This is a genomic window from Pseudomonas sp. SF2 (genome assembly GCF_036858055.1).
Taxonomy (GTDB): Bacteria; Pseudomonadota; Gammaproteobacteria; order Pseudomonadales; family Pseudomonadaceae; genus Aquipseudomonas.
This window is the reverse complement of record NZ_JAMBDI010000014.1, coordinates 217566-240719: the sequence shown is the minus strand read 5'-3', so window position 1 is coordinate 240719 and position 23154 is coordinate 217566. Positions and strand designations below refer to the sequence as shown.

23 protein-coding genes are annotated in these 23154 nt (G+C 64.0%); 13 read left to right on the top strand and 10 right to left on the bottom strand.

The window, feature by feature from the left end; genetic code table 11:
• Nucleotides 1-49 precede the first annotated feature (49 nt).
• From ssuE to M2S36_RS10575, 6 genes are all read left to right on the top strand, one after another.
• The gene (gene ssuE / locus M2S36_RS10600) at nt 50-643 is read left to right on the top strand and encodes an NADPH-dependent FMN reductase (RefSeq protein ID WP_207833118.1); all 594 of its coding nucleotides are present in this window, start codon (nt 50-52) and stop codon (nt 641-643) included.
• 84 nt (nt 644-727) lie between these two features.
• Nucleotides 728-1693 carry a sulfonate ABC transporter substrate-binding protein gene (locus tag M2S36_RS10595; RefSeq protein ID WP_333957145.1) on the top strand — a complete coding sequence of 322 codons (966 nt, stop codon included), beginning with the start codon at nt 728-730 and terminating at the stop codon, nt 1691-1693.
• Nucleotides 1694-1752: 59 nt separating this feature from the next.
• Nucleotides 1753-2901 carry an FMNH2-dependent alkanesulfonate monooxygenase gene (gene ssuD / locus M2S36_RS10590; protein ID WP_063914454.1) on the top strand — a complete coding sequence of 383 codons (1149 nt, stop codon included), beginning with the start codon at nt 1753-1755 and terminating at the stop codon, nt 2899-2901.
• A 10-nt stretch (nt 2902-2911) separates the two neighbouring features.
• Complete coding sequence (ssuC, locus tag M2S36_RS10585) at nt 2912-3709, top strand: aliphatic sulfonate ABC transporter permease SsuC (protein ID WP_207833120.1); 798 nt, start codon at nt 2912-2914, stop codon at nt 3707-3709.
• Nucleotides 3706-4518, top strand: coding sequence for an aliphatic sulfonates ABC transporter ATP-binding protein (gene ssuB, locus M2S36_RS10580; RefSeq protein ID WP_013970450.1), 813 nt, complete (start codon nt 3706-3708; stop codon nt 4516-4518). Before ssuC ends, ssuB begins: the two co-directional genes overlap by 4 nt.
• 44 nt (nt 4519-4562) lie before the next feature.
• Complete coding sequence (locus M2S36_RS10575) at nt 4563-4778, top strand: TOBE domain-containing protein (protein ID WP_003255829.1); 216 nt, start codon at nt 4563-4565, stop codon at nt 4776-4778.
• A 77-nt stretch (nt 4779-4855) separates the two neighbouring features.
• On the opposite strand, the gene M2S36_RS10570 is transcribed toward M2S36_RS10575, so the two are convergent.
• From M2S36_RS10570 to M2S36_RS10555, 4 genes are all read right to left on the bottom strand, one after another.
• On the bottom strand, nt 4856-5488 hold the full coding sequence (locus M2S36_RS10570; protein ID WP_207833122.1) for a TetR/AcrR family transcriptional regulator: 633 nt from the start codon (nt 5486-5488) through the stop codon (nt 4856-4858).
• The gene (gene gshA / locus M2S36_RS10565; protein WP_233688058.1) at nt 5488-7065 is read right to left on the bottom strand and encodes a glutamate--cysteine ligase; all 1578 of its coding nucleotides are present in this window, start codon (nt 7063-7065) and stop codon (nt 5488-5490) included. Before gshA ends, M2S36_RS10570 begins: the two co-directional genes overlap by 1 nt.
• A 153-nt stretch (nt 7066-7218) precedes the next feature.
• Nucleotides 7219-7602 carry a PaaI family thioesterase gene (locus M2S36_RS10560; protein WP_003257433.1) on the bottom strand — a complete coding sequence of 128 codons (384 nt, stop codon included), beginning with the start codon at nt 7600-7602 and terminating at the stop codon, nt 7219-7221.
• Nucleotides 7602-9926, bottom strand: coding sequence for a Tex family protein (locus tag M2S36_RS10555; RefSeq protein ID WP_207833124.1), 2325 nt, complete (start codon nt 9924-9926; stop codon nt 7602-7604). The genes M2S36_RS10560 and M2S36_RS10555 overlap by 1 nt, the downstream gene beginning before the upstream one ends.
• Before the next feature lie 217 nt (nt 9927-10143).
• On the opposite strand from M2S36_RS10555, the gene ompR reads away from it, so the two are divergent.
• Together ompR and M2S36_RS10545 are read left to right on the top strand one after the other, a co-directional pair.
• Nucleotides 10144-10884 (top strand): osmolarity response regulator transcription factor OmpR, encoded by a 741-nt coding sequence (ompR, locus tag M2S36_RS10550; RefSeq protein WP_012270052.1) that lies wholly within the window; start codon nt 10144-10146, stop codon nt 10882-10884.
• Between the two features lie 13 nt (nt 10885-10897).
• The gene (locus M2S36_RS10545; protein WP_063914459.1) at nt 10898-12211 is read left to right on the top strand and encodes an ATP-binding protein; all 1314 of its coding nucleotides are present in this window, start codon (nt 10898-10900) and stop codon (nt 12209-12211) included.
• A gap of 30 nt (nt 12212-12241) precedes the next feature.
• Here M2S36_RS10545 and rimK read toward each other — a convergent pair whose 3' ends face one another.
• Nucleotides 12242-13147 carry a 30S ribosomal protein S6--L-glutamate ligase gene (rimK, locus tag M2S36_RS10540; RefSeq protein ID WP_015268602.1) on the bottom strand — a complete coding sequence of 302 codons (906 nt, stop codon included), beginning with the start codon at nt 13145-13147 and terminating at the stop codon, nt 12242-12244.
• A complete protein-coding gene (gene rimB / locus M2S36_RS10535) occupies nt 13144-13626 on the bottom strand; it encodes a retropepsin-like aspartic endopeptidase RimB (RefSeq protein ID WP_041166351.1) in 483 nt (160 codons plus the stop codon). The genes rimK and rimB overlap by 4 nt, the downstream gene beginning before the upstream one ends.
• Before the next feature lie 109 nt (nt 13627-13735).
• Here rimB and M2S36_RS10530 point away from each other — a divergent pair, with 109 nt between their 5' ends.
• The gene (locus M2S36_RS10530) at nt 13736-14137 is read left to right on the top strand and encodes an RNA-binding S4 domain-containing protein (protein WP_207833126.1); all 402 of its coding nucleotides are present in this window, start codon (nt 13736-13738) and stop codon (nt 14135-14137) included.
• A gap of 111 nt (nt 14138-14248) precedes the next feature.
• On the opposite strand, the gene M2S36_RS10525 is transcribed toward M2S36_RS10530, so the two are convergent.
• Complete coding sequence (locus M2S36_RS10525; RefSeq protein WP_063914460.1) at nt 14249-15043, bottom strand: phosphatase PAP2 family protein; 795 nt, start codon at nt 15041-15043, stop codon at nt 14249-14251.
• Between the two features lie 121 nt (nt 15044-15164).
• Between M2S36_RS10525 and hslO the strand changes: the two genes are divergently transcribed.
• From hslO to M2S36_RS10510, 3 genes are all read left to right on the top strand, one after another.
• Nucleotides 15165-16064, top strand: coding sequence for an Hsp33 family molecular chaperone HslO (hslO, locus tag M2S36_RS10520; protein WP_333957144.1), 900 nt, complete (start codon nt 15165-15167; stop codon nt 16062-16064).
• Nucleotides 16065-16243: 179 nt separating this feature from the next.
• Nucleotides 16244-17785: a phosphoenolpyruvate carboxykinase gene (locus M2S36_RS10515; protein WP_063914462.1), complete on the top strand. Its 1542-nt coding sequence runs from the start codon at nt 16244-16246 to the stop codon at nt 17783-17785.
• A 232-nt stretch (nt 17786-18017) separates the two neighbouring features.
• The gene (locus M2S36_RS10510) at nt 18018-18458 is read left to right on the top strand and encodes an acyl-CoA thioesterase (RefSeq protein WP_207833132.1); all 441 of its coding nucleotides are present in this window, start codon (nt 18018-18020) and stop codon (nt 18456-18458) included.
• Between the two features lie 55 nt (nt 18459-18513).
• On the opposite strand, the gene M2S36_RS10505 is transcribed toward M2S36_RS10510, so the two are convergent.
• From M2S36_RS10505 to fdhD, 3 genes are all read right to left on the bottom strand, one after another.
• The gene (locus tag M2S36_RS10505; protein ID WP_063914464.1) at nt 18514-18996 is read right to left on the bottom strand and encodes a glycine zipper domain-containing protein; all 483 of its coding nucleotides are present in this window, start codon (nt 18994-18996) and stop codon (nt 18514-18516) included.
• Between the two features lie 317 nt (nt 18997-19313).
• Nucleotides 19314-21659 (bottom strand): FdhF/YdeP family oxidoreductase, encoded by a 2346-nt coding sequence (locus M2S36_RS10500; protein WP_333957142.1) that lies wholly within the window; start codon nt 21657-21659, stop codon nt 19314-19316.
• Nucleotides 21660-21664: 5 nt separating this feature from the next.
• Complete coding sequence (fdhD, locus tag M2S36_RS10495) at nt 21665-22495, bottom strand: formate dehydrogenase accessory sulfurtransferase FdhD (RefSeq protein ID WP_207833136.1); 831 nt, start codon at nt 22493-22495, stop codon at nt 21665-21667.
• 174 nt (nt 22496-22669) lie between these two features.
• Here fdhD and lysM point away from each other — a divergent pair, with 174 nt between their 5' ends.
• Nucleotides 22670-23110, top strand: coding sequence for a peptidoglycan-binding protein LysM (lysM, locus tag M2S36_RS10490; protein WP_207833138.1), 441 nt, complete (start codon nt 22670-22672; stop codon nt 23108-23110).
• Nucleotides 23111-23154: the final 44 nt, after the last annotated feature.

Below are 23154 nucleotides of genomic sequence, written 5' to 3'. Positions count from 1 at the left end.
TGTGTCGGCTGTTAATGTCACCTCCAACAAAACACAAGGAAGCGCTGCAATGCTGGTCGTCTCAATCGGTGGTAGCCCCAGTACCCGTTCACGCTCCGGCGTGCTGCTGGAGCGTTCGCGCCAGTGGCTGCAGGACCGTGGCGTCGAGGTGGTGACGTTCCAGGTACGTGACTTTCCCGCCGAAGACCTGCTGCATGCCCGTTTCGACAGCCCGCAGGTGCAGCACTTCCAGCAGCTGGTGGCCCAGGCCGATGGCCTGATCGTCGCCACGCCGGTGTACAAGGCCTCGTTCGCCGGGGCCCTGAAAACCTTGCTCGACCTGCTGCCCGAACGCGCCCTGGCACACAAGATCGTGTTGCCGATCGCCACCGGCGGCAGCATCGCCCACATGCTGGCGGTGGATTACGCACTGAAGCCCGTGCTGTCGGCACTCAAGGCGCAGGAGACCCTGCAAGGGATCTTCGCCGACGACAGCCAGGTCGCCTACGCAGAAGGCACCAGGCCCGCGCAGCTGGTAGCAGCGCTGGAAGAACGCCTGCACGACGCGCTGGAAACCTTCCACGTTGCCTTGGCCCGCCGGCCGCGCCCCGTGGCCCCCGGCGTATTGAACGAACGTCTGATCAGCGCTCGCTGGAGCATCTGACCGGCTCAACCCGCTTCACCACCTTACTCGCCCGACAACGAGGCAAGCAGGTGCAACCCGAACCCACTCGCACAGGAGAGCGCCATGCGCACAGTCTTCTTGCGTCGCGGTCTGGTCGCCCTGTTTGCGGCGGCTGTGTCCTTCGGCGCCATCACCCAAGCCCAGGCCGAGAGCCTGCGTATCGGTTACCAGAAATACGGCACCCTGGTGCTGCTCAAGGCCAAAGGCACGCTGGAAAAGCGCCTGGCCGAGCAGGGCGTGCAGGTGCAATGGACTGAGTTCCCCGGCGGCCCGCAGCTGCTTGAAGGGCTGAACGTCGGCTCCATCGATTTTGGTGTCACTGGCGAAACCCCACCGGTGTTCGCCCAGGCCGCCGGTGCCGACCTGCTGTACGTCGCCTACGAACCGCCAGCGCCGCACAGCGAGGCGATCCTGGTGCCAAAGGGCTCGCCGATCCAGTCGGTCAAAGACCTCAAGGGCAAGAAAGTCGCCCTCAACAAAGGCTCCAACGTTCACTACCTGCTGGTTCGCGCCCTGGAAGACGCAGGCCTGAAATACAGCGACATCCAGCCGGTGTACCTGCCCCCGGCCGATGCCCGCGCGGCCTTCGAGCGTGGCAGCGTGGATGCCTGGGTGATCTGGGACCCGTACCAGGCTGCCGCCGAGAAACAGCTGCAGGCTCATACCCTGCGCGACGGCAAGGGCCTGGTCGACAACCATCAGTTCTACCTGGCCACCCGCAACTACGCGACCCAGCACCCGGCGGTGATCAACACCCTGATCGAAGAAGTGCGCGCCGTGGGTGAATGGTCCCGGGCCAACCCGCAGGAAGTAACCGACCAGGTCGCGCCGCTGCTCGGCCTGCCCACCGACATCACCCTGACCTCGGTCAAGCGCCAGGGCTACGGTGCCGCGCCGCTCACCGCCGACGTGGTGGCCGCGCAGCAGAAGATTGCCGACACGTTCCAGGCGCTGAAGCTGATTCCCAAGCCGCTGGGCATCAAGGACGTGATCTGGACACCCCCGGCCAAGGTCGCCAGTGCGCCTTGATTGATTTGCCTACGCCAGGGCGCCGCCCTGGCTGAGCCCCCCTTGAGGAGACAACTCCAATGAGCCTTAACATTTTCTGGTTCCTCCCTACCCATGGTGACGGCAAGTACCTGGGCACTTCCGAGGGCGCCCGCGCCGTCGACCACGGCTACCTGCAGCAGATCGCCCAGGCAGCCGACCGGCTCGGCTTTGGTGGTGTGCTGATCCCTACCGGGCGTTCCTGCGAGGACTCCTGGCTGGTCGCGGCATCGCTGATCCCGGTGACCCAGCGCCTGAAGTTCCTGGTCGCCCTGCGCCCCGGGATCATTTCGCCGACCGTGGCGGCACGCCAGGCGGCAACCCTTGATCGCCTGTCCAACGGCCGTGCGCTGTTCAACCTGGTGACCGGTGGCGACCCGGACGAGTTGGCCGGTGACGGCCTGCACCTGAACCATCAGGAACGTTATGAAGCCTCTGTGGAGTTCACCCGTATCTGGCGCAAGGTGCTGGAAGGCGAGGTGGTCGACTACGACGGCAAGCACATCCAGGTGAAGGGTGCCAAACTGCTCTACCCGCCGATCCAGCAACCACGCCCGCCACTGTATTTCGGCGGTTCCTCCGAAGCCGCACAGGACCTTGCCGCCGAGCAGGTCGAGCTGTACCTGACCTGGGGCGAGCCGCCGAGCGCGGTCGCCGAAAAAATCGCCCAGGTGCGTGAGAAAGCCGCTGCCCAGGGCCGCGAAGTGCGCTTCGGCATCCGCCTGCACGTGATCGTGCGGGAAACCAACGAAGAGGCCTGGGCCGCTGCCGACAAGCTGATCTCGCATCTGGACGACGACACCATCGCTCGCGCCCAGGCCTCGCTCGCGCGCTTCGACTCGGTCGGCCAGCAACGCATGGCCGCCCTGCACAACGGCAACCGTGACAAGCTGGAAGTCAGCCCCAACCTGTGGGCCGGTGTCGGCCTGGTACGTGGCGGTGCCGGCACCGCACTGGTCGGCGATGGCCCGACCGTGGCAGCACGGGTCAAGGAATACGCCGAGCTGGGCATCGATACCTTCATCTTCTCCGGTTACCCGCACCTTGAAGAGTCGTACCGGGTGGCCGAGCTGCTGTTCCCGCACCTGGATGTGCAACGCCCGGAGCAAGCCAAGACCGGCGGGTATGTGAGCCCGTTTGGCGAAATGGTGGCCAACGACATCCTGCCCAAGTCCGTCGCGCAGAGCTGAGGGCCAGGCCATGAGTCGTGCAACTTCCAACAACCTTGGCCAGCGCCTGGCGCCATGGGCGCTGCCGGTACTGCTGCTGGCCGCCTGGCAGCTGGCGGTCAGCGCCGGTTGGCTGTCGACGCGCATCCTGCCGGCGCCCAGCGCCGTGGTCAGCGCCGGCGTGGAGCTGGTGCGCAGTGGCGAGATCTGGACCCACCTGGCCATCAGTGGCTGGCGTGCCGGGCTGGGCTTTGTCATCGGCGGCAGCATCGGCCTGGTGCTGGGCTTCATCACCGGCCTGTCGAACTGGGGTGAACGCCTGCTCGACAGCTCGGTGCAGATGATCCGTAACGTGCCACACCTGGCGCTGATCCCGCTGGTGATCCTGTGGTTCGGTATCGACGAGTCGGCAAAGATCTTCCTGGTCGCGCTGGGCACGCTGTTCCCGATCTACCTGAACACCTACCACGGCATCCGCAATGTCGACCCGGCGCTGGTGGAAATGGCGCGCAGCTACGGCCTGTCCGGCTTCGGGCTGTTCCGTCAGGTGATCCTGCCCGGGGCACTGCCTTCGATCCTGGTCGGCGTGCGTTTTGCCCTGGGTTTCATGTGGCTGACCCTGATCGTTGCCGAAACCATCTCGGCCAACGCCGGCATTGGTTACCTGGCAATGAACGCTCGTGAATTCCTGCAGACCGACGTGGTGGTGCTGGCCATCGTCCTGTATGCCGTGCTCGGCAAGCTTGCCGACCTCGCCGCCCGCGGCCTGGAGCGTGTGTGGCTGCGCTGGCACCCGGCCTATCAAGTGGCCAGGAAGGAGGGCGCATGACCGTGCTCAAGGAACAGCCGCCACGCCTGCTGCGTGGCATCCCGCTGGCGTCCAGCGGCCTGCGCAAGACCTTTGGCCAGCGCGAAGTGCTCAAGGGCATCGAGCTGCACATTCCGGCCGGCCAGTTTGTCGCCATCGTCGGCCGCAGTGGCTGCGGCAAGAGCACCTTGCTGCGCCTGCTGGCTGGTCTCGACCAGCCCACTGCAGGCCAGTTGCTGGCCGGAGCTGCACCGCTGGAACAGGCCCGCGAAGAGACCCGCCTGATGTTCCAGGACGCGCGCCTGCTGCCGTGGAAGAAAGTGATCGACAACGTTGGCCTGGGCCTGTCTGGCGACTGGCGCCCGCGTGCGCTGGAAGCGTTGGAATCGGTTGGCCTGGCCGACCGCGCCAATGAATGGCCGGCGGCACTCTCGGGTGGCCAGAAGCAGCGCGTCGCCTTGGCCCGGGCGCTGATCCACCAGCCGCGCCTTTTGCTGCTGGACGAGCCGCTCGGGGCGCTGGATGCATTGACCCGTATCGAGATGCAGCAACTGATCGAACGCCTGTGGCGTCAGCACGGCTTCACCGTGTTGCTGGTTACCCACGATGTCAGCGAGGCAGTCGCCGTGGCTGACCGGGTGATTCTGATCGAGGACGGCGAGGTCGGGCTCGACCTCACTGTCGACCTGGCACGGCCCCGGGCGCGCGGTTCGCACCGCCTGGCCGCGCTGGAAAGCGAAGTGCTCAACCGTGTTCTGTCGGCCCCGGGCGCTGCGCCCGAGCCGGATCCTGTAGCCCCTTTGCCCACGCAGTTGCGTTGGGCGCACTGAATGACTCACTCACCAAACTGAAGCCATAGAGAAGGAATCAAATCATGACCATCAAAGCCATCAACGTTCGCAACCAGTTCAAAGGCACCGTGAAGGAAATCCTCGAAGGCCCGGTACTGTCGGAAATCGACGTGCAGACTGCCTCGGGCATCGTCACTTCGGTCATCACTACCCGCTCCGTACGTGAGCTGGAGCTGCAGGTGGGGAGTGAAGTGATTGCTTTCGTGAAATCGACTGAAGTGTCCATTGCCAAGCTGTGATGGGTGTGGGCCATGGGGCTGTTTTGCAGCCCTTCGCGGGCACGCCCGCGAAGGGCCGCACAGCGGCCCCAATGATCTCAGCCGGAACGCTTGGCCAGAAACGGCGGTAGATACAACCCCAGGTACGCCTCGAACACCCGCTTGCCTTCCTCGGCCATGCGCGGAGTGATCGCCTCATGCAGCTGCACCGACCGCGCATACACCCGGTCGCTCAATTCCATGGCCAGGGCAAACACATCCACATCCACCGGCACTACCGGCAGATGAAAGTGCTGGTCAAACAACTTGTGCATCAAGTCGCCCAGCTCCATGTCGTGCTGCCGATCGGCCTGCACCACTTCGCTCAGGCCATGCTGGGCCAGGATCAGCTGCCGCGCTGCGGCATCCTCGTTGTAGATATCCAGCATGCGCTGCTCGATCAGCCGTGACAGTTCGTGCCAGGTGTTGAACGCATTGCTGTCGATCGGCGCGCTCAGCGCTTCACGGAAGGCCCGGTGCACATCGGCCGTCAACGCCTCCAGCAGCGCCGGCACGCTGGCGAAGAAGTGGTACACCGAAGACGGTGGAATCTGCGCGCGCTCGGCCACGCTGTAGATCGACAGGCCCGCCACCCCCAGTTCGGCCAGCAACTCGCGTGCAGCCGCCAGGATCGCCTCGATCCTGGCCTGGCTGCTGGCGCGCGGTTTGCGCGGGGTGGCAGTGCGGGTCATCAGTTGCTGATCGCCAGGATGCTGGCCTGGTAGGCGCCGACGAACAGGTCGAAGTCGCCGACTTCCTGCTGCTCCAGGCGGGACTGTTCGGCCAGTGATTCGCGGGCCAGGGTTTCGAAGGCTTGCTGACGTTCGGCGGGCAGTGGCTGCTCGCGGAAGGTTTCAGCGTGAATACGGCTCTGGCGCAGGGCGAACTTGACGAAGCTTTCGTCATGCTCGGTCATGCGTGCCAGCACCTGGGCCGATGGGGTCAGCGAGGCGTCGTCGACCTTGGCCTGCTGGGCATCCAGGGCCTTGCCGTGTTCTGCACCGCCTTGCGCCTGGTCCAGCAGCTCGGCCAGTGGCCGGATGCGCTCGATCAGCTCGCTGGCCCAGTCCTTAAGGCCGATCGGCTGGCCATTGCGGCGCAGTTCCAGGCCCGGGCGACGGCCTTCCTTGACCACGGTCAGGAAGTTGTTGGTGCACTGGCCGCATTCGCCGTTGTCCAGTTGCGGGCTGTCTTCCAGCGCGCAGAACAGCAGGAACGCGTCGAGGAAGCGGGCCTCGGTCAGGTCGATGCCTACCGGCAGGAACGGGTTGATGTCCAGGCATCGCACTTCCACATACTGCACGCCGCGCGAGGTCAGGGCCTGGATCGGCCGCTCGCCGGTGTAGGTGACGCGCTTGGGGCGGATGTTCGAGTAGTACTCGTTTTCGATCTGCAGGATGTTGGTGTTCAGCTGTACCCACTCGCCGTCCACGTGCGTGCCGACTTCAACGTAGGGCGGATAGGGCGTACCCACCGCCTTGCGCAGGCTGTCGGTGTAGCTGGCCAGGTTGTTGTAGCACGGCGTCAGGCCAGCCTGGGCATTGCTCTGGTAGCCCAGGTCGCTCATGCGCAGGCTGGTGGCGTAGGGCAGGTACAGGGTTTCGGCGTCCAGCTCTTCGAGCTGGTGCGGGCGGCCACGCAGGAAGCCTTTGTCCAGGGCTGGCGAGGCGCCGAACAGGTACATCAGCAACCAGCTGTAACGGCGGAAATTGCGGATCAGCGCGATATAGGCCGACGACTGGTAGTCGCGGTCGCTCTCGCTGCCGCCTTCGGCAGCGCGCAGCAGTGGCCACAGTGCTTCGGGCAGCGAGAAGTTGTAATGGATACCGGCGATGCACTGCATGGTGCGGCCGTAGCGCAGGGCCAGGCCCTTGCGGTAGACGTGCTTGAGCTTGCCGATGTTCGAGCTGCCGTACTCGGCGATCGGGATGTCCTCCTCGGCCGGCAGCGTGCAGGGCATCGACGGGCTCCACAGGTATTCGTCGCCCAGCTTGCTGTAGACGAAACGGTGGGTCTCTTCGAGGCTTTCCAGCACCTTGGCCGGGTCGGGCAGGGCCGGGGTGATGAACTCCAGCAGCGACTCGGAATAATCGGTGGTGATCTGCTCGTTGGTCAGCGCCGATCCCAAGGCTTGCGGATGCGGGGTCTGGGCCAGGCGACCTTCGTCGGTCACGCGCAGGCATTCGCGCTCAATACCGTGCAGGCACTGCTTGAGCAGGGGGAGATTGGCGCCGAGCAGGCTCAGGCGGCGGTTGAGGAGGTCGCTCAAGATGTATTCCTTCACGCGTCAGTCGCCCCAATATGGGGGTAGAGATAACGGTCTACAAGGGTAGGAAGAAAGGAACTGGCGTTGTCGCCTGGTTAACGCGGATCCAGCAGTGCCAGCGCACTGCTGAAAATACCGCAGATACTGCTTGGTGAGCTAGAGAACCGCGAAGGTTCCTTGCGCTTTCGCCACCAGCTTGTCGCCCTGGACTACGTCGGCGTCGACTACCAGGGTGCGCCGCCCGGCATGCAGCACACGGGCGGTGCACAGCACCTCGCCGTCACTGACGGCGCGCATGTAGTTGATCTTGCACTCGATGGTGACGCTTTGCTGGTCAAAGCCATGGCTGGCCGAGCAGGCCAGGCCCATGGCGATGTCCACCAGGCTGAAGATCGCCCCGCCATGCAGCTTCTGGCCACGGTTGCGCAAGTGTGGCTCGAGCGCCAGGGCTACCTCGGCAACACCTGTTTCCAGGCGTTGCAGGCGGCAGCCGAGGAGCTGGCTGAAGGCGCTTTCGACGTATTCGCGTGGAACGTCCATCACTTCTTCTTCAGCTGCTTGGCGTTGGCGAACAGGGCGGCCATGGCGTTGTTGGCCGGGGCCGCAGTGGTGGTTTCGCGCTGGCGCGGCGCCTGCTGTTGGCGGTTGCCGCCATTGCCACGGTTACTACCGCGGTTGCCGTCGACCTTCTCGCCCGGGGTGTCACTCATGCGCATGGACAGGCCCACGCGCTTGCGCGGGATGTCCACTTCCATGACCTTGACCTTGACCACGTCGCCGGCCTTGACCGCTTCACGCGGGTCCTTGACGAACTTCTCCGACAGCGCCGAGATGTGCACCAGGCCGTCCTGGTGCACGCCGATGTCGACGAAGGCGCCGAAGTTGGTGACGTTGGTCACCACGCCTTCGAGGATCATGCCCGGCTCCAGGTCCTTGAGGTCTTCGACGCCGTCCTGGAAGGTGGCGGTCTTGAACTCGGGGCGTGGGTCGCGGCCAGGCTTGTCCAGTTCCTGCAGGATGTCGGTGACGGTCGGCAGGCCGAAGGTTTCGTCGGTGAATTTCTTCGGGTCCAGGCGCTTGAGGAAACTGCTGTCGCCGATCAGCGAGCGAATGTCGCGGTCGGTGTCGGCGGCAATGCGCTGCACCAGCGGGTATGCCTCGGGGTGCACTGCGGAGGCGTCCAGCGGGTTGTCGCCGTTCATCACGCGCAGGAAGCCGGCGGCCTGTTCGAAGGTTTTCTCGCCCAGGCGGCTGACCTTTTTCAGCGCTGCACGGGTGGCGAACGGGCCGTTGGCATCGCGGTGGGCGACGATGTTCTGCGCCAGGGTGGCGTTAAGGCCGGAGATGCGCGTCAGCAGCGCCACCGAGGCGGTGTTGACATCCACGCCCACGGCGTTCACGCAGTCCTCGACCACGGCGTCCAGGCCGCGTGCCAGTTTCAGCTGGGACACGTCGTGCTGGTATTGGCCGACACCGATGGATTTCGGGTCGATCTTCACCAGCTCGGCCAGCGGGTCCTGCAGGCGGCGGGCAATCGACACGGCGCCACGGATCGACACGTCCAGGTCCGGGAATTCGCGGGCAGCCAGTTCCGATGCGGAATACACCGAAGCGCCGGCCTCGGAGACCATGACCTTGGTGATCTTCAGAGCTGGGTACTTTTTAACCAGCTCTGCCACCAGCTTGTCGCTTTCGCGGCTGGCGGTGCCGTTGCCGATGGCGATCAGCTCCACCGAGTGCTTGGCGCACAGCGCGGCCATGATGGAAATGGTGCGGTCCCAGTCGTTCTTCGGCGCGTGCGGGTAGACCGTGGTGTGGTCCAGCAGCTTGCCGGTGGCATCTACCACGGCGATCTTGCAGCCGGTGCGCAGGCCCGGGTCGAAGCCCAGGGTGGCGCGCGGGCCGGCCGGGGCGGCCAGCAGCAGGTCGTGCAGGTTGTGGGCGAACACGTTGATCGCCTCGCCTTCGGCGTTGTCGCGCAGCTCGCCGAACAGGTCGGTTTCCAGGTGAGTGTACAGCTTGACCTTCCAGGTCCAGCGCACCACTTCGCCGAGCCACTTGTCGGCCGGGCGGTTGCGGTTCTCGATACCGACGTGGTTGCCGATCATCAGCTCGCACGGGTGCAGGGTGCCGGGCAGTTCTTCGCCGACTTTCAGCGAGGCGCTCAGCACGCCCTCGTTGCGCCCGCGGAAGATCGCCAGGGCACGGTGAGAGGGCGCATTGCGCAGCAGTTCGTCATGGGCGAAATAATCGCGGAACTTGGCGCCTTCTTCTTCCTTGCCGGGCACCACGCGGGCGCTGAGCACGGCTTCCTGCTTGAGGAAGCTGCGCAGCTTGTCGAGCAGGGCGGCGTCTTCGGCGAAGCGCTCCATGAGGATGTACTTGGCGCCTTCCAGCGCGGCCTTGACGTCGGCCACGCCTTTGTCGGCGTTGACGAAGCGTGCAGCTTCGCTTTCCGGGGCCAGGTCGGGGTTGTTGAACAGGCCGTCGGCCAGTTCGCCGAGGCCGGCTTCCAGGGCGATCTGGCCCTTGGTGCGGCGCTTCTGCTTGTACGGCAGGTACAGGTCTTCGAGGCGGGTCTTGGTGTCGGCCAGCTTGATCTCGCGGGCCAGTTCCGGGGTCAGCTTGCCCTGCTCCTCGATGCTGGCCAGGATGCTGGCGCGGCGCTCGTCGAGTTCGCGCAGGTAGCGCAGGCGCTCTTCCAGATGGCGCAGCTGGGTGTCGTCCAGGCTACCGGTCACTTCCTTGCGGTAGCGGGCGATGAAGGGCACGGTCGAGCCTTCGTCCAACAGGCCCACGGCCGCCTCGACCTGCTGGGGGCGTACGCCCAGTTCCTCGGCGATACGGCTGTTGATGCTGTCCATGTAAACCACCTGACATTTGTGAATACGGGGGTCGCCTGTGGGCCTGTCGCCCGGCGGCGCTGGATGAAAGCCGCGCATTATACCCATCGCAAACGGCTTGCGGTGATGGCGCCCGGCCAGCCGGAACTGGCGCCGGGGGAAAAATCTGCTAACAATGCTCACGCAACGTGCAGCAATGGCTACGCCATAATGCGCGGCGATATCAGAGGAGTTATTCATGACCGGCACGCCAAACACCGCTGAAGGTGACAAGATTCTCATCGTCGACGACGACCCGGGGCTGAGCAGCCTGCTGGAACGTTTCTTCACCAGCAAGGGCTACCGTGCCCGCGCGGTGCCCAACACCGAGCAGATGGACCGCCTGCTGCAGCGTGAAGTGTTCAACCTGGTGGTGCTCGACCTGATGCTGCCCGGCGAAGATGGCCTGTCGGCGTGCAAGCGCCTGCGCCAGCAGAACAACCAGATCCCGATCATCATGCTCACCGCCAAGGGCGACGAGCTCAGCCGTATCAAGGGCCTGGAACTGGGCGCCGACGACTACCTGGGCAAGCCGTTCAACCCGGACGAGCTGATGGCCCGGGTCAAGGCCGTGCTGCGCCGTCAGGCACCGAGCGTGCCGGGTGCGCCTGGTAGCGAAGACGAGTCGGTCACCTTCGGCGACTACGAGCTGTCGCTGGCCACCCGTGAACTCAAGCGTGGCGACGAAGTGCACATGCTCACCACCGGCGAGTTCGCTGTGCTCAAGGCACTGGTGATGCATGCACGCGAGCCGCTGACCCGCGACAAGCTGATGAACCTGGCCCGTGGCCGCGAGTGGGATGCGCTGGAACGCTCCATCGACGTGCAGATCTCGCGTCTGCGCCGCATGATCGAGCCGGACCCGTCCAAGCCGCGTTATATCCAGACTGTCTGGGGCGTGGGCTACGTGTTCGTGCCGGACGGAAACGCCGGTAAATGATGCCGCGCAGTCGATGAAGACACCGCTCTGGTTTCCGCAAAGTTTCTTCGCCCGCACCCTGTGGCTGGTGTTGATCGTCGTCCTGTTCTCCAAGGCCTTGACCCTGGTCTACCTGTTGATGAACGAGGACGTGCTGGTCGACCGTCAGTACAGCCACGGTGTGGCGCTGACCCTGCGCGCCTATTGGGCGGCCGACGAAGAAAACCGCGACAAGATCGCCGAAGCGGCTGGCCTTATCCGGGTCACCGGCTCGGGGGTGCCCGAGGGTGAGCAGCACTGGCCCTACAGCGAAATCTACCAACGGCAGATGCAGGCCGAGCTGGGCGAAGACACCGAGGTACGGCTGCGCATTCATGCGCCGCCGGCGTTGTGGGTCAATGCGCCAAGCCTGGGCCCGGGCTGGTTGAAGGTACCGCTGTACCCGCACCCGCTGCGTGGTCAGAAAATCTGGAACGTGCTGGGTTGGTTCCTGGCCATCGGCCTGTTGTCCACCGCCTCGGCCTGGATCTTCGTGCGCCAGCTGAACCAGCCGCTCAAGCGCCTGGTGTTCGCCGCCCGCCAGCTGGGCCAGGGGCGCAGCGTGCGCCTGCCGATCAGCGACACGCCCAGCGAGATGACCGAGGTGTACAAGGCCTTCAACCAGATGGCCGAGGATGTCGAGCAGGCCGGGCGTGAGCGTGAGCTGATGCTGGCCGGGGTTTCCCATGACCTGCGTACACCGCTGACGCGCCTGCGCCTGTCGCTGTCGTTGCTGAACAGCGACAGTGAACTGAGTGACGACATGGTCCGTGATATCGAGGACATGGACGCGATCCTCGACCAGTTCCTGGCCTTTATCCGCGATGGCCGAGACGAGCCGGTGGAGGAGGTGGACCTGGCCGACCTGGTGCGCGAGGTGGTGGCGCCGTACAACCAGCCGGAAGAACGGGTGCGGCTGTGCCTGGAGCCGATTCCACCGTTCCCGCTGCGCCGGGTTTCGCTCAAGCGCATGCTGGGCAACCTGATCGGCAACGCCCTGCACCACGCCGGCAAGGGGGTCGAGGTGGCCGCCTATGTGTCGGGCGACGAGAGTGCGCCGTATGTGGTGCTGAGCGTGCTGGACCGCGGGACAGGGATCGACGAGTCGGAGCTGGAGACCATCTTCAACCCGTTCATTCGTGGCGACCGGGCGCGCGGCGGCAAGGGCACCGGGCTGGGGCTGGCGATCGTCAAGCGGATCGCGGCGCAGCATGGCGGGAATGTGGAACTGCGCAATCGCTCTGGTGGCGGGATCGAGGCGCGGGTACGGTTGCCTTTGGGGTTGTTGCTGCCGCGTAATGCCGTGTGATTGCCAGGGCCGCAAAGCGGCCCCAAAATCTCAGCCCTTACCCTTGGTCCGGGTCTGATTAGGCCCACCGTTCTTCTCCAGGTGCTCGATGATCATGCCGGCCACGTTCTTGCCGGTGGTCACTTCGATACCTTCCAGCCCCGGCGACGAGTTCACCTCCATCACCAATGGCCCATGGTTGGAGCGCAGGATATCCACACCCGCCACGCTCAAGCCCATCACCTTGGCCGCGCGAATGGCGGTCATGCGTTCTTCCGGGGTGATCTTGATCAGGCTGGCCACCCCACCGCGGTGCAAATTGGAACGGAATTCCCCCGGCTTGGCCTGGCGCTTCATCGACGCGATGACTTTGTCGCCGACCACGAAGCAGCGGATGTCCGCGCCACCCGCTTCCTTGATGTATTCCTGCACCATGATGTTCTGCTTCAGCCCCATGAACGCCTCGATCACCGATTCGGCGGCCTTGGTGGTTTCGCACAGCACCACGCCGATGCCCTGGGTGCCTTCCAGCACCTTGATCACCAGCGGGGCGCCGTTGACCATCTGGATCAGGTCGGGGATGTCGTCCGGCGAGTGGGCGAAACCGGTAATCGGCAGGCCGATGCCGCGCCGCGACAGCAGTTGCAGCGAACGCAGCTTGTCGCGGGAGCGGGCAATCGCTACCGACTCGTTGAGCGGATACACGCCCATCATCTCGAACTGGCGCAGCACCGCGCAGCCATAGAAGGTCACCGAGGCACCAATGCGCGGGATCACCGCGTCGAAGCCTTCCAGCGGCTTGCCGCGGTAGTGGATCTGCGGCTTGTGGCTGGCAATGTTCATGTAGGCCCGCAGGGTATCGATCACCACCATTTCGTGGCCCCGCTGGGTACCGGCTTCGACCAGGCGGCGGGTGGAATACAGACGCGGATTGCGCGACAGCACAGCGATCTTCATGCAGCACCTGTGACAGGGGAAAGGGTGGCCGGGAAGGCCGGTTTGTCTTGGACGTACTTCAGGCCAGGGTTGACCACCAGCTGGCCATGGATCAGGGCCTTGGAGCCCAGCAACAGGCGGTAACGCATGTTCTTGCGGCAGGCCAGGGTGAACTCCACCTCCCACACACCATCGCCCAGGGCCAGTGACGTGCGGATGACATAGCGGGTCTGGGCCTGGCCGTTGGAGCTCTTGATGGTTTTCATGGTCACCAGCGGTGCCTCGCAGCGGCGGTGGCGCAACTGCACCACCGAGCCCAGGTGTGCGGTGAAGCGGACCCAGGGTTGGCCGTCGCGCTCGAACGGTTCCACCTCGGTGGCATGCAGGCTGGAGGTGCTGGCGCCGGTGTCGATCTTGGCGCGCAGCCCGGCCACGCCAAGGTCGGGCAGGGCGACCCACTCGCGCAGGCCGATCACAGTCAAATGGTCAAATGTCTTCACGAAACGCACCCTGCGGATGAGGTGTTGAACTGTAAGCACGGCGGGGATTTTTTGCATCCGATCGTTACGGTAGTACAGTTCGATGAAACACAGCGTTCGAGGTAACGGGATGGCACAAAAAGCCGAAGACGACGACAAGGTTCGCCTGGACAAATGGCTGTGGGCGGCACGTTTCTACAAGACCCGCGCGCTGGCCAAGGCGGCGATCGAGAGCGGCAAGGTGCATTGCCGGGGCGAGCGCTGCAAGCCGGGCAAGGAACCGCGGGTGGGTGACGAGTTCGTGCTGCGTACCGGGTTCGATGAACGTACCGTGGTGGTGAAGGCGCTGTCGGTGGTGCGCCGAGGGGCGCCAGAGGCGCAGACGTTGTACGAAGAGACCGAGGACAGCGTGCGTCGGCGTGAGCAGGCGGCAGAAATGCGCAAGGCCGGGGCGATGGGTGTGACCACCGATGGGCGGCCGACCAAGAAGCAGCGGCGGCAGATTCACCAGTTGCATGGCAGCTTCGAATAGCCGGGGCCGCGTTGCGGCCCTTTCGCGACACAAGGCCGCTCCTACAGGAAATCGCGTTCCCCTGTAGGAGCGGCCTTGTGTCGCGATGGGCTACGCAGTAGCCCCAAGGATCTAGCGGGTCACCGCCAAGCGCCCGACCAACGGTAACTTGGCCGCGATCGCGAACAACGGCGCCGTCCAGCGCATCAGCACCGCACTCCCCTTGGCCGCCAGCGGTGTGTAGCAGCTCCAGCCCAACGCCAGTACCGCCATCAGCAGCCCGCCGATATAGTCATCCTGCCCCCAGTGGGCACCTGCCACCAGGCGCGGCAACATGAACAGTACCGCCAGCCCCCAGACCACCAGGTACTGCACCAGGCGGCGGCTGAACACGCTCATGAACAGCGCCCAGACCAACAGCACCGAGGCATGGTCCCCCGGGAAACTCTTGCTGGAACGGTCCTTGAGCTCCCAGGCCGCCTCCAGGTTCGGGTAGTAGTCGCTGAGGTGCACCACCTCGTCGAACATCATCGACGGGCTCTTGTGCTGCCAGCCGGCTGCATCCACCCACTTGGAAAACAGCGCGCGAATCACCACTAAGAGGGTTAGCGTGACCAGAAAGCCGAAAAAGGCCTGGCGAACCTGGGTTGCCTTGAACACCCAGTCGCCACGGATAAGCACTGCCAGAAGGATCAGGCCGACGACGATGTCGAACGGGCGCAGGCTGCCGATGGTCCAGATGTAGCGCCATGTGGTGTTGTCGGCTAGCGGCGCATTCAGGCTGTGGAACAGCCACTCGTCGAAAGTCAGGCACAGGATCTGGCCAATGGGCCATAACCAGAAAGACAGTAGAGCGATGGGAAGCAGCGTACAGGCTGCCAATGGCCCCCAGGACCACCTTGCTTGGAACAGTGGTCGATTGTCCATAAAATACCTCTATTGCAAACAGGAATCGGAGCGCCTTGTGAGCGCTCTGCCACGGGGTTCTCGCAAGTTTTCGACAACCCTTGTAACCATTTTGTCATCATTTTTTAGATAGCCAAAACCTATGAGCGACCTGCCTGATACCGATTTCACCCAACGTTTCATCTTCGACGAGCGCGATGTGCGCGGCGAGTGGGTGTCTCTCGACGACAGCTACGCCGCGGTGCTGGCGCGTCATGAATACCCGCAGCCGGTACAGGCGCTGCTCGGTGAGCTGATGGCCGCCACCGCCTTGCTGGTGGGGGCGCTGAAGTTCGACGGCCTGCTGATTCTGCAGGCGCGTTCGGAAGGGCCGATCCCGCTGCTGATGGTGGAGTGCTCGGGCGAGCGCGACATCCGAGGCATGGCGCGTTATGACGTCGAGCAGATCCCTGAAGGCGCCACCCTGTCGCAACTGATGCCGGACGGCCACCTGACCCTGACCATCGATCCGGTCAAGGGCCAACGCTACCAGGGCACCGTGGATCTCGATGGCGCCACCCTGTCGGAGTGCTTCACCAACTACTTCGTCCAGTCGCAACAGCTCAATACCCGCTTCTGGCTCAACGCCGAAGGCGGCAAGGCCCGTGGTCTGCTGCTGCAGCAACTGCCGCGCGATCGCCAGCCGGACGATGAAGAGCGTGAAGAAAGCTGGCAGCACGTTGTGGCATTGGCTACCACGCTCAAGGCTGATGAGTGGGCGCTGGACAACGAAACCCTGCTGCACCGCCTGTACCACGAAGACGCCGTGCGCCTGTTCGACATCCAGCCGCTGCGCTTCAATTGCAGCTGCTCGCGCGAACGTTCCGGCAATGCGCTGGTCAGTTTGGGCGAGCACGACGCCAAGGCGCTGGTGGAAGAATGCGGCGGGCAGGTGGAGATCGATTGCCAGTTCTGCAACGAGCGCTATTTCTTCGACGCCAGCGATGTGGCGCAACTGTTTGCCGGTGGCGGCACTGACGTAGCCTCAGAAACTCGTCACTGAAACGTTTAACCACAGGACAATCTCCTGTCTAATTGCGCAAAAGCGCAGTTCTGACAGGAGGGGCCTACTTTTTTTGGGCGTTTCTGGCATAATCCGGCCACTTTTTTCGCTGTAGTAGTTTTTTCAAGACAACTACAAAACGTTTGGAGCACTCGGCCTCGGGCCGGATGGGGTATCTCATGACGCAAGCCAACAACACCGTGTACACCGACCTGAGCGTCGATGAGCTGGTAAAAGAAGCGCTGCAACGCGGTGAAGGCGTACTAGCCGATACTGGTGCACTGGTCGTGGAGACTGGTCACCGTACTGGCCGTTCGCCGGCTGACCGTTTCATCGTCGAAGAACCTTCCACCCAGGACGCCATTGCCTGGGGCCCGATCAACCGCAAGTTCCCGGCCGACAAGTTCGATGCCCTGTGGGACCGCGTCGAGGCGTTCAACAACGCCCAGGATCACTTCGTTTCCTACGTCCACGTAGGGGCGGCCGCCGAGCACTACCTGCCGGTGAAGATGACCACCCAGACTGCCTGGCAGAACCTGTTCGGTCGTTGCCTGTTCATCAACCCGGAGCAGTACAACCCGGCTGGTCGTGGCGAGTGGCAGGTCCTCAACGTCGCCAACTTCGTGTGCGAACCTGAGCGTGACGGCACCAACTCCGATGGTTGCGTGATCATCAACTTCGCCCAGAAGAAGGTGCTGATCGCTGGCATGCGCTACGCAGGCGAAATGAAAAAAGCCATGTTCTCGGTGCAGAACTTCCTGCTGCCGGCTGCCGACGTACTGCCGATGCACTGCGCCGCCAACATCGGCGAAGCAGGCGATGTGACCCTGTTCTTCGGCCTGTCCGGCACCGGCAAGACCACCCTGTCGGCCGACGAAAGCCGTTACCTGATCGGTGACGACGAGCACGGCTGGGGCGAGGGCGTGGTCTTCAACATCGAAGGCGGTTGCTACGCCAAGTGCATCGACTTGTCCGAGAAGAATGAGCCGGTCATCTGGAAAGCCATCAAGCATGGCGCCGTGCTGGAAAACGTTGTTCTCGACGCCAACAAGCACGCCGACTACAGCGATGTCAGCCTGACCCAGAACAGCCGCGCGGCCTACCCGCTGGAGCACGTTGCCAAGCGTTCCGAAGCGAACCTGGGCGGCGAGCCGAATGCAGTCATCTTCCTGACCTGCGACCTGACGGGTGTTCTGCCTCCGGTTTCGATCCTGAACAACGAGCAGGCGGCCTACCACTTCCTGTCCGGCTACACCGCGCTGGTCGGTTCCACCGAAATGGGTTCGGGCAGCGGCATCAAGTCGACCTTCTCCACCTGCTTCGGCGCTCCGTTCTTCCCGCGCCCGGCTGGTGAATACGCCGAGCTGCTGATCAAGCGTATCAAAGGCTTTGACTCGAAGGTCTACCTGGTCAACACCGGCTGGACCGGCGGTGGTTACGGCGTTGGCAAGCGCTTCAGCATCCCGACCACCCGTGCCGTGATCGCTGCGATCCAGAGCGGCGCGCTGATCGGTGCCGAAACCGAGCACCTGGACATCATCAACCTGGACGTGCCGAAGGCCGTTCCGGGCGTTGAAACCGAGCTGCTCAACCCGCGCACCAACTGGGCTGACAAGGCTGCCTACGACGAGGCCGCCAAAGGCCTGGCCAAGCTGTTCATCGAAAACTTCAAGAAGTTCGAAGTTTCCGACGCCATCAAGGCCGCTGGCCCGCAGCTGTAAGCTGAGCCTGCCTGTAACGAAAAGGCCGCCCCAACGGGCGGCCTTTTCGTTTTCTACTGCCTGTACCGGCCTCTTCGCGGCTAAAGCCGCTCCCACAGGTACTGCACTGCATTCAACGTTGGTGGTGTACCTGTGGGAGCGGCTTTAGCCGCGAAGAGGCCGGCACAAGCAGCGAAAACCCGGTTTTTCTGTTTCACTGTCAGCATCCATCGCGAAGACAAGAGCCAGCCAGATGACCGAATCCCCCCAGCGCACTGCCTTCTCCCACTTCCACCCCATCCTCACCCGTCCCCAGGACAATGACCTGAACGGCCACATTGCCGGTGCCACCGTGCACGGCTTCTTCGAAACCGCCATCCAGGCGTTCCTCGTCGAACAGGCCGAACTGGACCTGCGTGACGGCGAGCTGGCGGCTTTCGTGGTCAGTTCGGCGGCGGATTTCTATGCCTTACCGGGCTTTCCGGACGTGCTGGAAGTGGGGCTGGGGGTAGCGCGCCTGGCGGGCAGCACGGTGGAATACCGCCTGGCGCTGTTCCGCCCAGGGGAGCCGGAGGCGTGTGCGGCAGGCACGGTGGTGCAGGTGTTCATCGAACGCACCAGCGGCCGGCCTGTGGCGTTGCCAGCGGCGTTGCAGGTGATCCTGTCTGGCATCCTGCTGGAACAGCAGGCATAAAAAAGCCCCGCTGGCAGGGGCGGGGCTTTTGTTGCCGGGGCAGGGCCCTCAGGCGTTAGTCGCGCCAGTGGCGCTTGTGCTTGCGGTGGCCGTAGTGGTGGCCACGGTCCCAGTGGCGACGGTCGTCGTCATAGCCACGACGGTAGCGGCGGCCATCGTGGTAATCGTCTCTGTCGGCCTCTTTACCCATGTAGTTACCCAGTGCGCCACCGGCACCACCGCCGGCTGCCGCGCCAATGTAGCTACCGGTAGTGCCGCCCATGGAGCGGCCGACCACGTTGCCGCCTGCGGCGCCCAATGCGCCACCGATGGCTGCCTCACCACGCTGGTGCTTGTTGGCACCGACTGCACTGCCAGCTGCGCCGCCCAGGCCAGCGCCGATCGCGCCGCCTGTGCTACCACCAATGGACTGGCCTACGACAGAGCCCAGTACCCCACCCAATGCGCCGCCAATGCCGGCCTCGGTGGTGCCGCCTGCCATGGCAACGCCGCTGAGCAAGCTGAAAGACAACAACAGTATCGAGGAGTACTTCTTCATCAAGAGAGCCTCATAGGGATGACGAGGCGAATTTGAGCCTTGCAGGCGCGCCTGGCAACGGAAATCCGACGAGTAACACGACTTGTACACAATTCTCTAACTTACTGTATTTACTATGAAACTTTATCGTTTTTTCGCTGTCTGAGCTCTTTATGACGAAGCCCTGAACCGCTATGGAACAGGGCTTTTTTGTTTTTTGCGGTAGGGCTTCCGGCCTCTTCGCGGGCACGCCCGCTCCCACAAGGTAAAGCACAGGAATCGAAACATGTGGACTTCCTGTGGGAGCGGGCGTGCCCGCGAAGAGGCCAACACGATTCCTACAGGATACGCCCCTGGTCCCGCGCACGCTCCAGCTTGATGGCAATGAACTTCGACGTCGGCGTATGGCTGCCATCGCCAATGCTTTCCAGCGGCACCAGCGGGTTCACCTCCGGGTAGTAAGCCGCCGCCTGCCCGGCCGGGATGTCGAAGGCCAGCAGGGTAAAGCCGTGCACACGGCGCACATGCTCATCCCCCCACAACGACACGATGTCGACCTGTTGCCCCGGCTGGAAGCCCAGGCGGATGATGTCGGCTTCGTTGGCGAACAGCACCTCGCGCTGGCCGCGCACGCCGCGGTAACGGTCATCCAGGCCGTAGATGGTGGTGTTGTACTGATCGTGCGAGCGCATCGACTGCAGGATCAGGTCCGGTACCTGGCCGCTGGCGCGTACGCGCTCGTGGAGCAGCGTGTCGGGCAGCAGGTTGGCCTTGAAGTTGGCGCGGCCGGTGCTGGTCTTCCATTCGCGGCTGGCGGCGCTGTTGCCCAGGTAGAAACCGCCCGGCTCGCGCAGGCGCTGGTTGAAGCCGCTGAAGCCGGCGATGGTGTCGCCGATCAGCTCGCGAATACGGTCATAGTCCGCCACCAGCCAGTGCCAGTCCACGGGCTTCTTGCCCAGGGTGGCGGCGGCGATACCAGCGATCACCGCCGGCTCCGAGCGCATCTGCGTCGACAGCGGTTTCAGCTGGCCATTGGAGGCGTGGACCATGCTGAACGAGTCCTCTACCGTTACCGCCTGGGGCCCTTCGGCCTGCAGGTCGATGTCGGTGCGGCCCAGGCACGGCAGGATCAGTGCCTGCTTGCCGTGCACCAGGTGGCTGCGGTTGAGCTTGGTGCTGATGTGCACGGTCAGCTCGCAGTTGCGCAGTGCCTGGGCGGTGCGTTCGGTGTCCGGCGTGGCCTGGGCGAAGTTGCCGCCCAGGCCGATGAACACCTTGGCCCGGCCTTCGAGCATGGCGTGGATCGCCTCGACGGTGTTGTGGCCGTTGTGCCGGGGCACGGGGAAGCCGAAGCGCTGCTCGATGGCGTCCAGCAGGGCCACCGGTGGGCGTTCGTTGATGCCCATGGTGCGGTCACCCTGCACGTTGCTGTGCCCGCGCACCGGGCACAGGCCGGCGCCTGGTACGCCGATGTTGCCGCGCAGCATCTGCAGGTTGACGATTTCCTGGATGGTCGGCACCGAATGGCGGTGCTGGGTAATGCCCATCGCCCAGCACATGATCACCCGCTTGCCGCGGCAGTACATGCGCGCGGCCAGTTCGATGTCGGCCAGTGCCAGGCCGGACTGGGCCTGGATGTGCTCCCACGGGGTGGCATCCACCACCGCCAGGTAGTCGTCGACGCCATGACCATGTTCGGCAATGAAGGCGTGGTCGAAGACGGCCGGTTCGCCCTTGGCCTGGGCTTCGCGTTCCCATTGCAGGACGAACTTGGCCATGCCGCGCAGCATCGCCATGTCGCCGCCCAGCGCCGGGCGGAAGAATGCGGTGTTGGTCGGCCGGTCGCTGTTGGTCAGCATTTCCAGCGGGTTCTGCGGGTGCTGGAAGCGCTCCAGGCCACGTTCCTTGAGCGGGTTGATGCACACCACCTGCGCCCCGCGTTTGACCGCATCGCGCAGCGGGTCGAGCATGCGCGGGTGGTTGGTGCCGGGGTTCTGGCCCCAGACGAAAATCGCGTCGGCATGTTCGAAGTCGTCGAAGGTGACCGTGCCCTTGCCGATCCCGACGCTTTGCCCCAAGGCCACGCCACTGGCCTCGTGGCACATGTTCGAGCAGTCGGGGAAGTTGTTGGTGCCGTAGGCGCGCACGAACAACTGGTACAGGTATGCCGCTTCGTTGCTGGCACGCCCCGACGTGTAGAACTCGGCCTGGTCAGGGTTGGCCAGCTTGTTCAGCTCGCGGGCAATCAGGGCGAAAGCGGCATCCCAGCTGATCGGCTGGTAGCGATCGCTAGGCGCGTCATAGACCAGCGGCTCGGTCAGGCGCCCCTGATACTCCAGCCAGTAGTCGCTCTGCTGCAGTAACGAGCTGACGCTGTAGCGGGCAAAAAAGGCAGCATCGACGCGGCGCTTGGTCGCCTCCCAGTTCACCGCCTTGGCACCGTTCTCGCAGAACTTGACCATGCCGCTTTCCGGCGAATCGCCCCAGGCGCAGCCGGGGCAGTCGAAACCGCCGTTCTGGTTGGTCTTGAGCAGGGCGCGAATGTTCTTCAGTGCGTTGTCGCTGCCGACCCAGGCCTTGGCCACGCTGCGCAGCGCGCCCCAGCCACCGGCGGGGCCGTGGTAGGGCTTGTAGCGAGGGGAGGAGGCAGGGGTGTTGTCCGGGAGGTGTTGGTACGAGGTCACGAGTGTTACGACTCCGCCGCTGGGCTGTAGACCCGCGGTGCGCTGTGCTTGGGCAGATGGATAAGGTTGAGGTTGTGCTTGCGCGCCCATTGCAGGGCAAGGCCGGTGGGCGCTGACAGGCTGACCAGGGTCTGGATACCGGCCCGCAACACTTTCTGGATCAGCTCCAGGCTGCAGCGGCTGGTGACGATGGCCAGGCCGCCCTGGCTGTCGATGCCTTGGCGCAGCAGGGCACCGATCAGCTTGTCGAGGGCGTTGTGCCGGCCGATGTCTTCGCGGCCGAGCAGCAGTTCGCCATGGCGGTCCATGAACAGCGCCGCGTGCACCGCGCCACAGTGCTGGCCGAGGGGCTGGAAGGCATCGATGCGCTCACGCAGGCCGACCAGCCATTGCGCCGGTGGCAACGGCGCGCCAGGCAGCTCGGCCAGCTCTGGCAGCGCCTGCTCCAGTGCCTCCACCCCGCACAGACCGCAACCACTGGTGCCGGCCAGCTGGCGGCGCTGGTTTTTCAGGTTCCAGAATGCACGGCTGGAAATCTCCAGGTCGGCATACATCGCCGAGCCGCTGCCGGAGAGCTTCAGGTCGTAGATTTCCGTGGTGCCTTCGACAATGCCGCTGCCGACACTGAAGCCGACGGCGAAGTCTTCCAGGTCGGTTGGGCTGACCAGCATCACCGCCTGGTTGAGGCCGTTGTAGGCGATTGCCAGCGCCACTTCTTCGGCCAAGGGCGTACTGTCGCGTCTGGCATCGCTGAGCTGGACGTAGTCGTAGCTGTTGCTGGCGGCGGGCATGGACAAGGGCGATGAGGCCGCGCAGACCGGAGGTTTGCTGTTCATCGGGGTGGGGCTATCGGCAGCTTTCGGATAGCACAAGCCTAGGCGTGCGGGCCGACGGCGTCTAATCGCTAGGGTCTATGCCTTGATAGACCGCGTCGATGGGTCGCACGGGGCACGAGGGGAAAAGCTGGCCTAGACTGCTGTGTCCGAGGTTTCGTCAACAAGGAGAGCGCTATGAGCTTGTTCAGTTTCGTCAAGGAAGCGGGCGAGAAGTTGATCGACCTGCTGACCCCCGGCAATGCCAATGCCGAAGAGCAGCTGAAGAAACACGTGGAAAGTGTCGGCCTGGGCAATCCGAATATCACGGCCACTGTAGAGGGAGACAAGATCATCCTCAAGGGCGAGGTGGCCAGCCAGGAGGAGAAAGAGAAGATCATCCTGGCGGCGGGCAACATCGCTGGCGTGGCCAGTATCGATGACCAGATCACCGTGACCGGGCCGGTGGCCCAGGCGGCGCGGTTCGTGACGGTGGAGAAGGGCGATACGTTGAGTGCCATTTCGAAGAAGGTGTATGGCGACCCCAACAAGTACCAGAAGATCTTCGAAGCCAACAAACCGATGCTCAAGCACCCGGACAAGATCTATCCGGGGCAGGTGTTGCGTATTCCTGACTGATCTCTGCAGCCTGTACCGGCCTCTTCGCGGGTAAACCCGCTCCC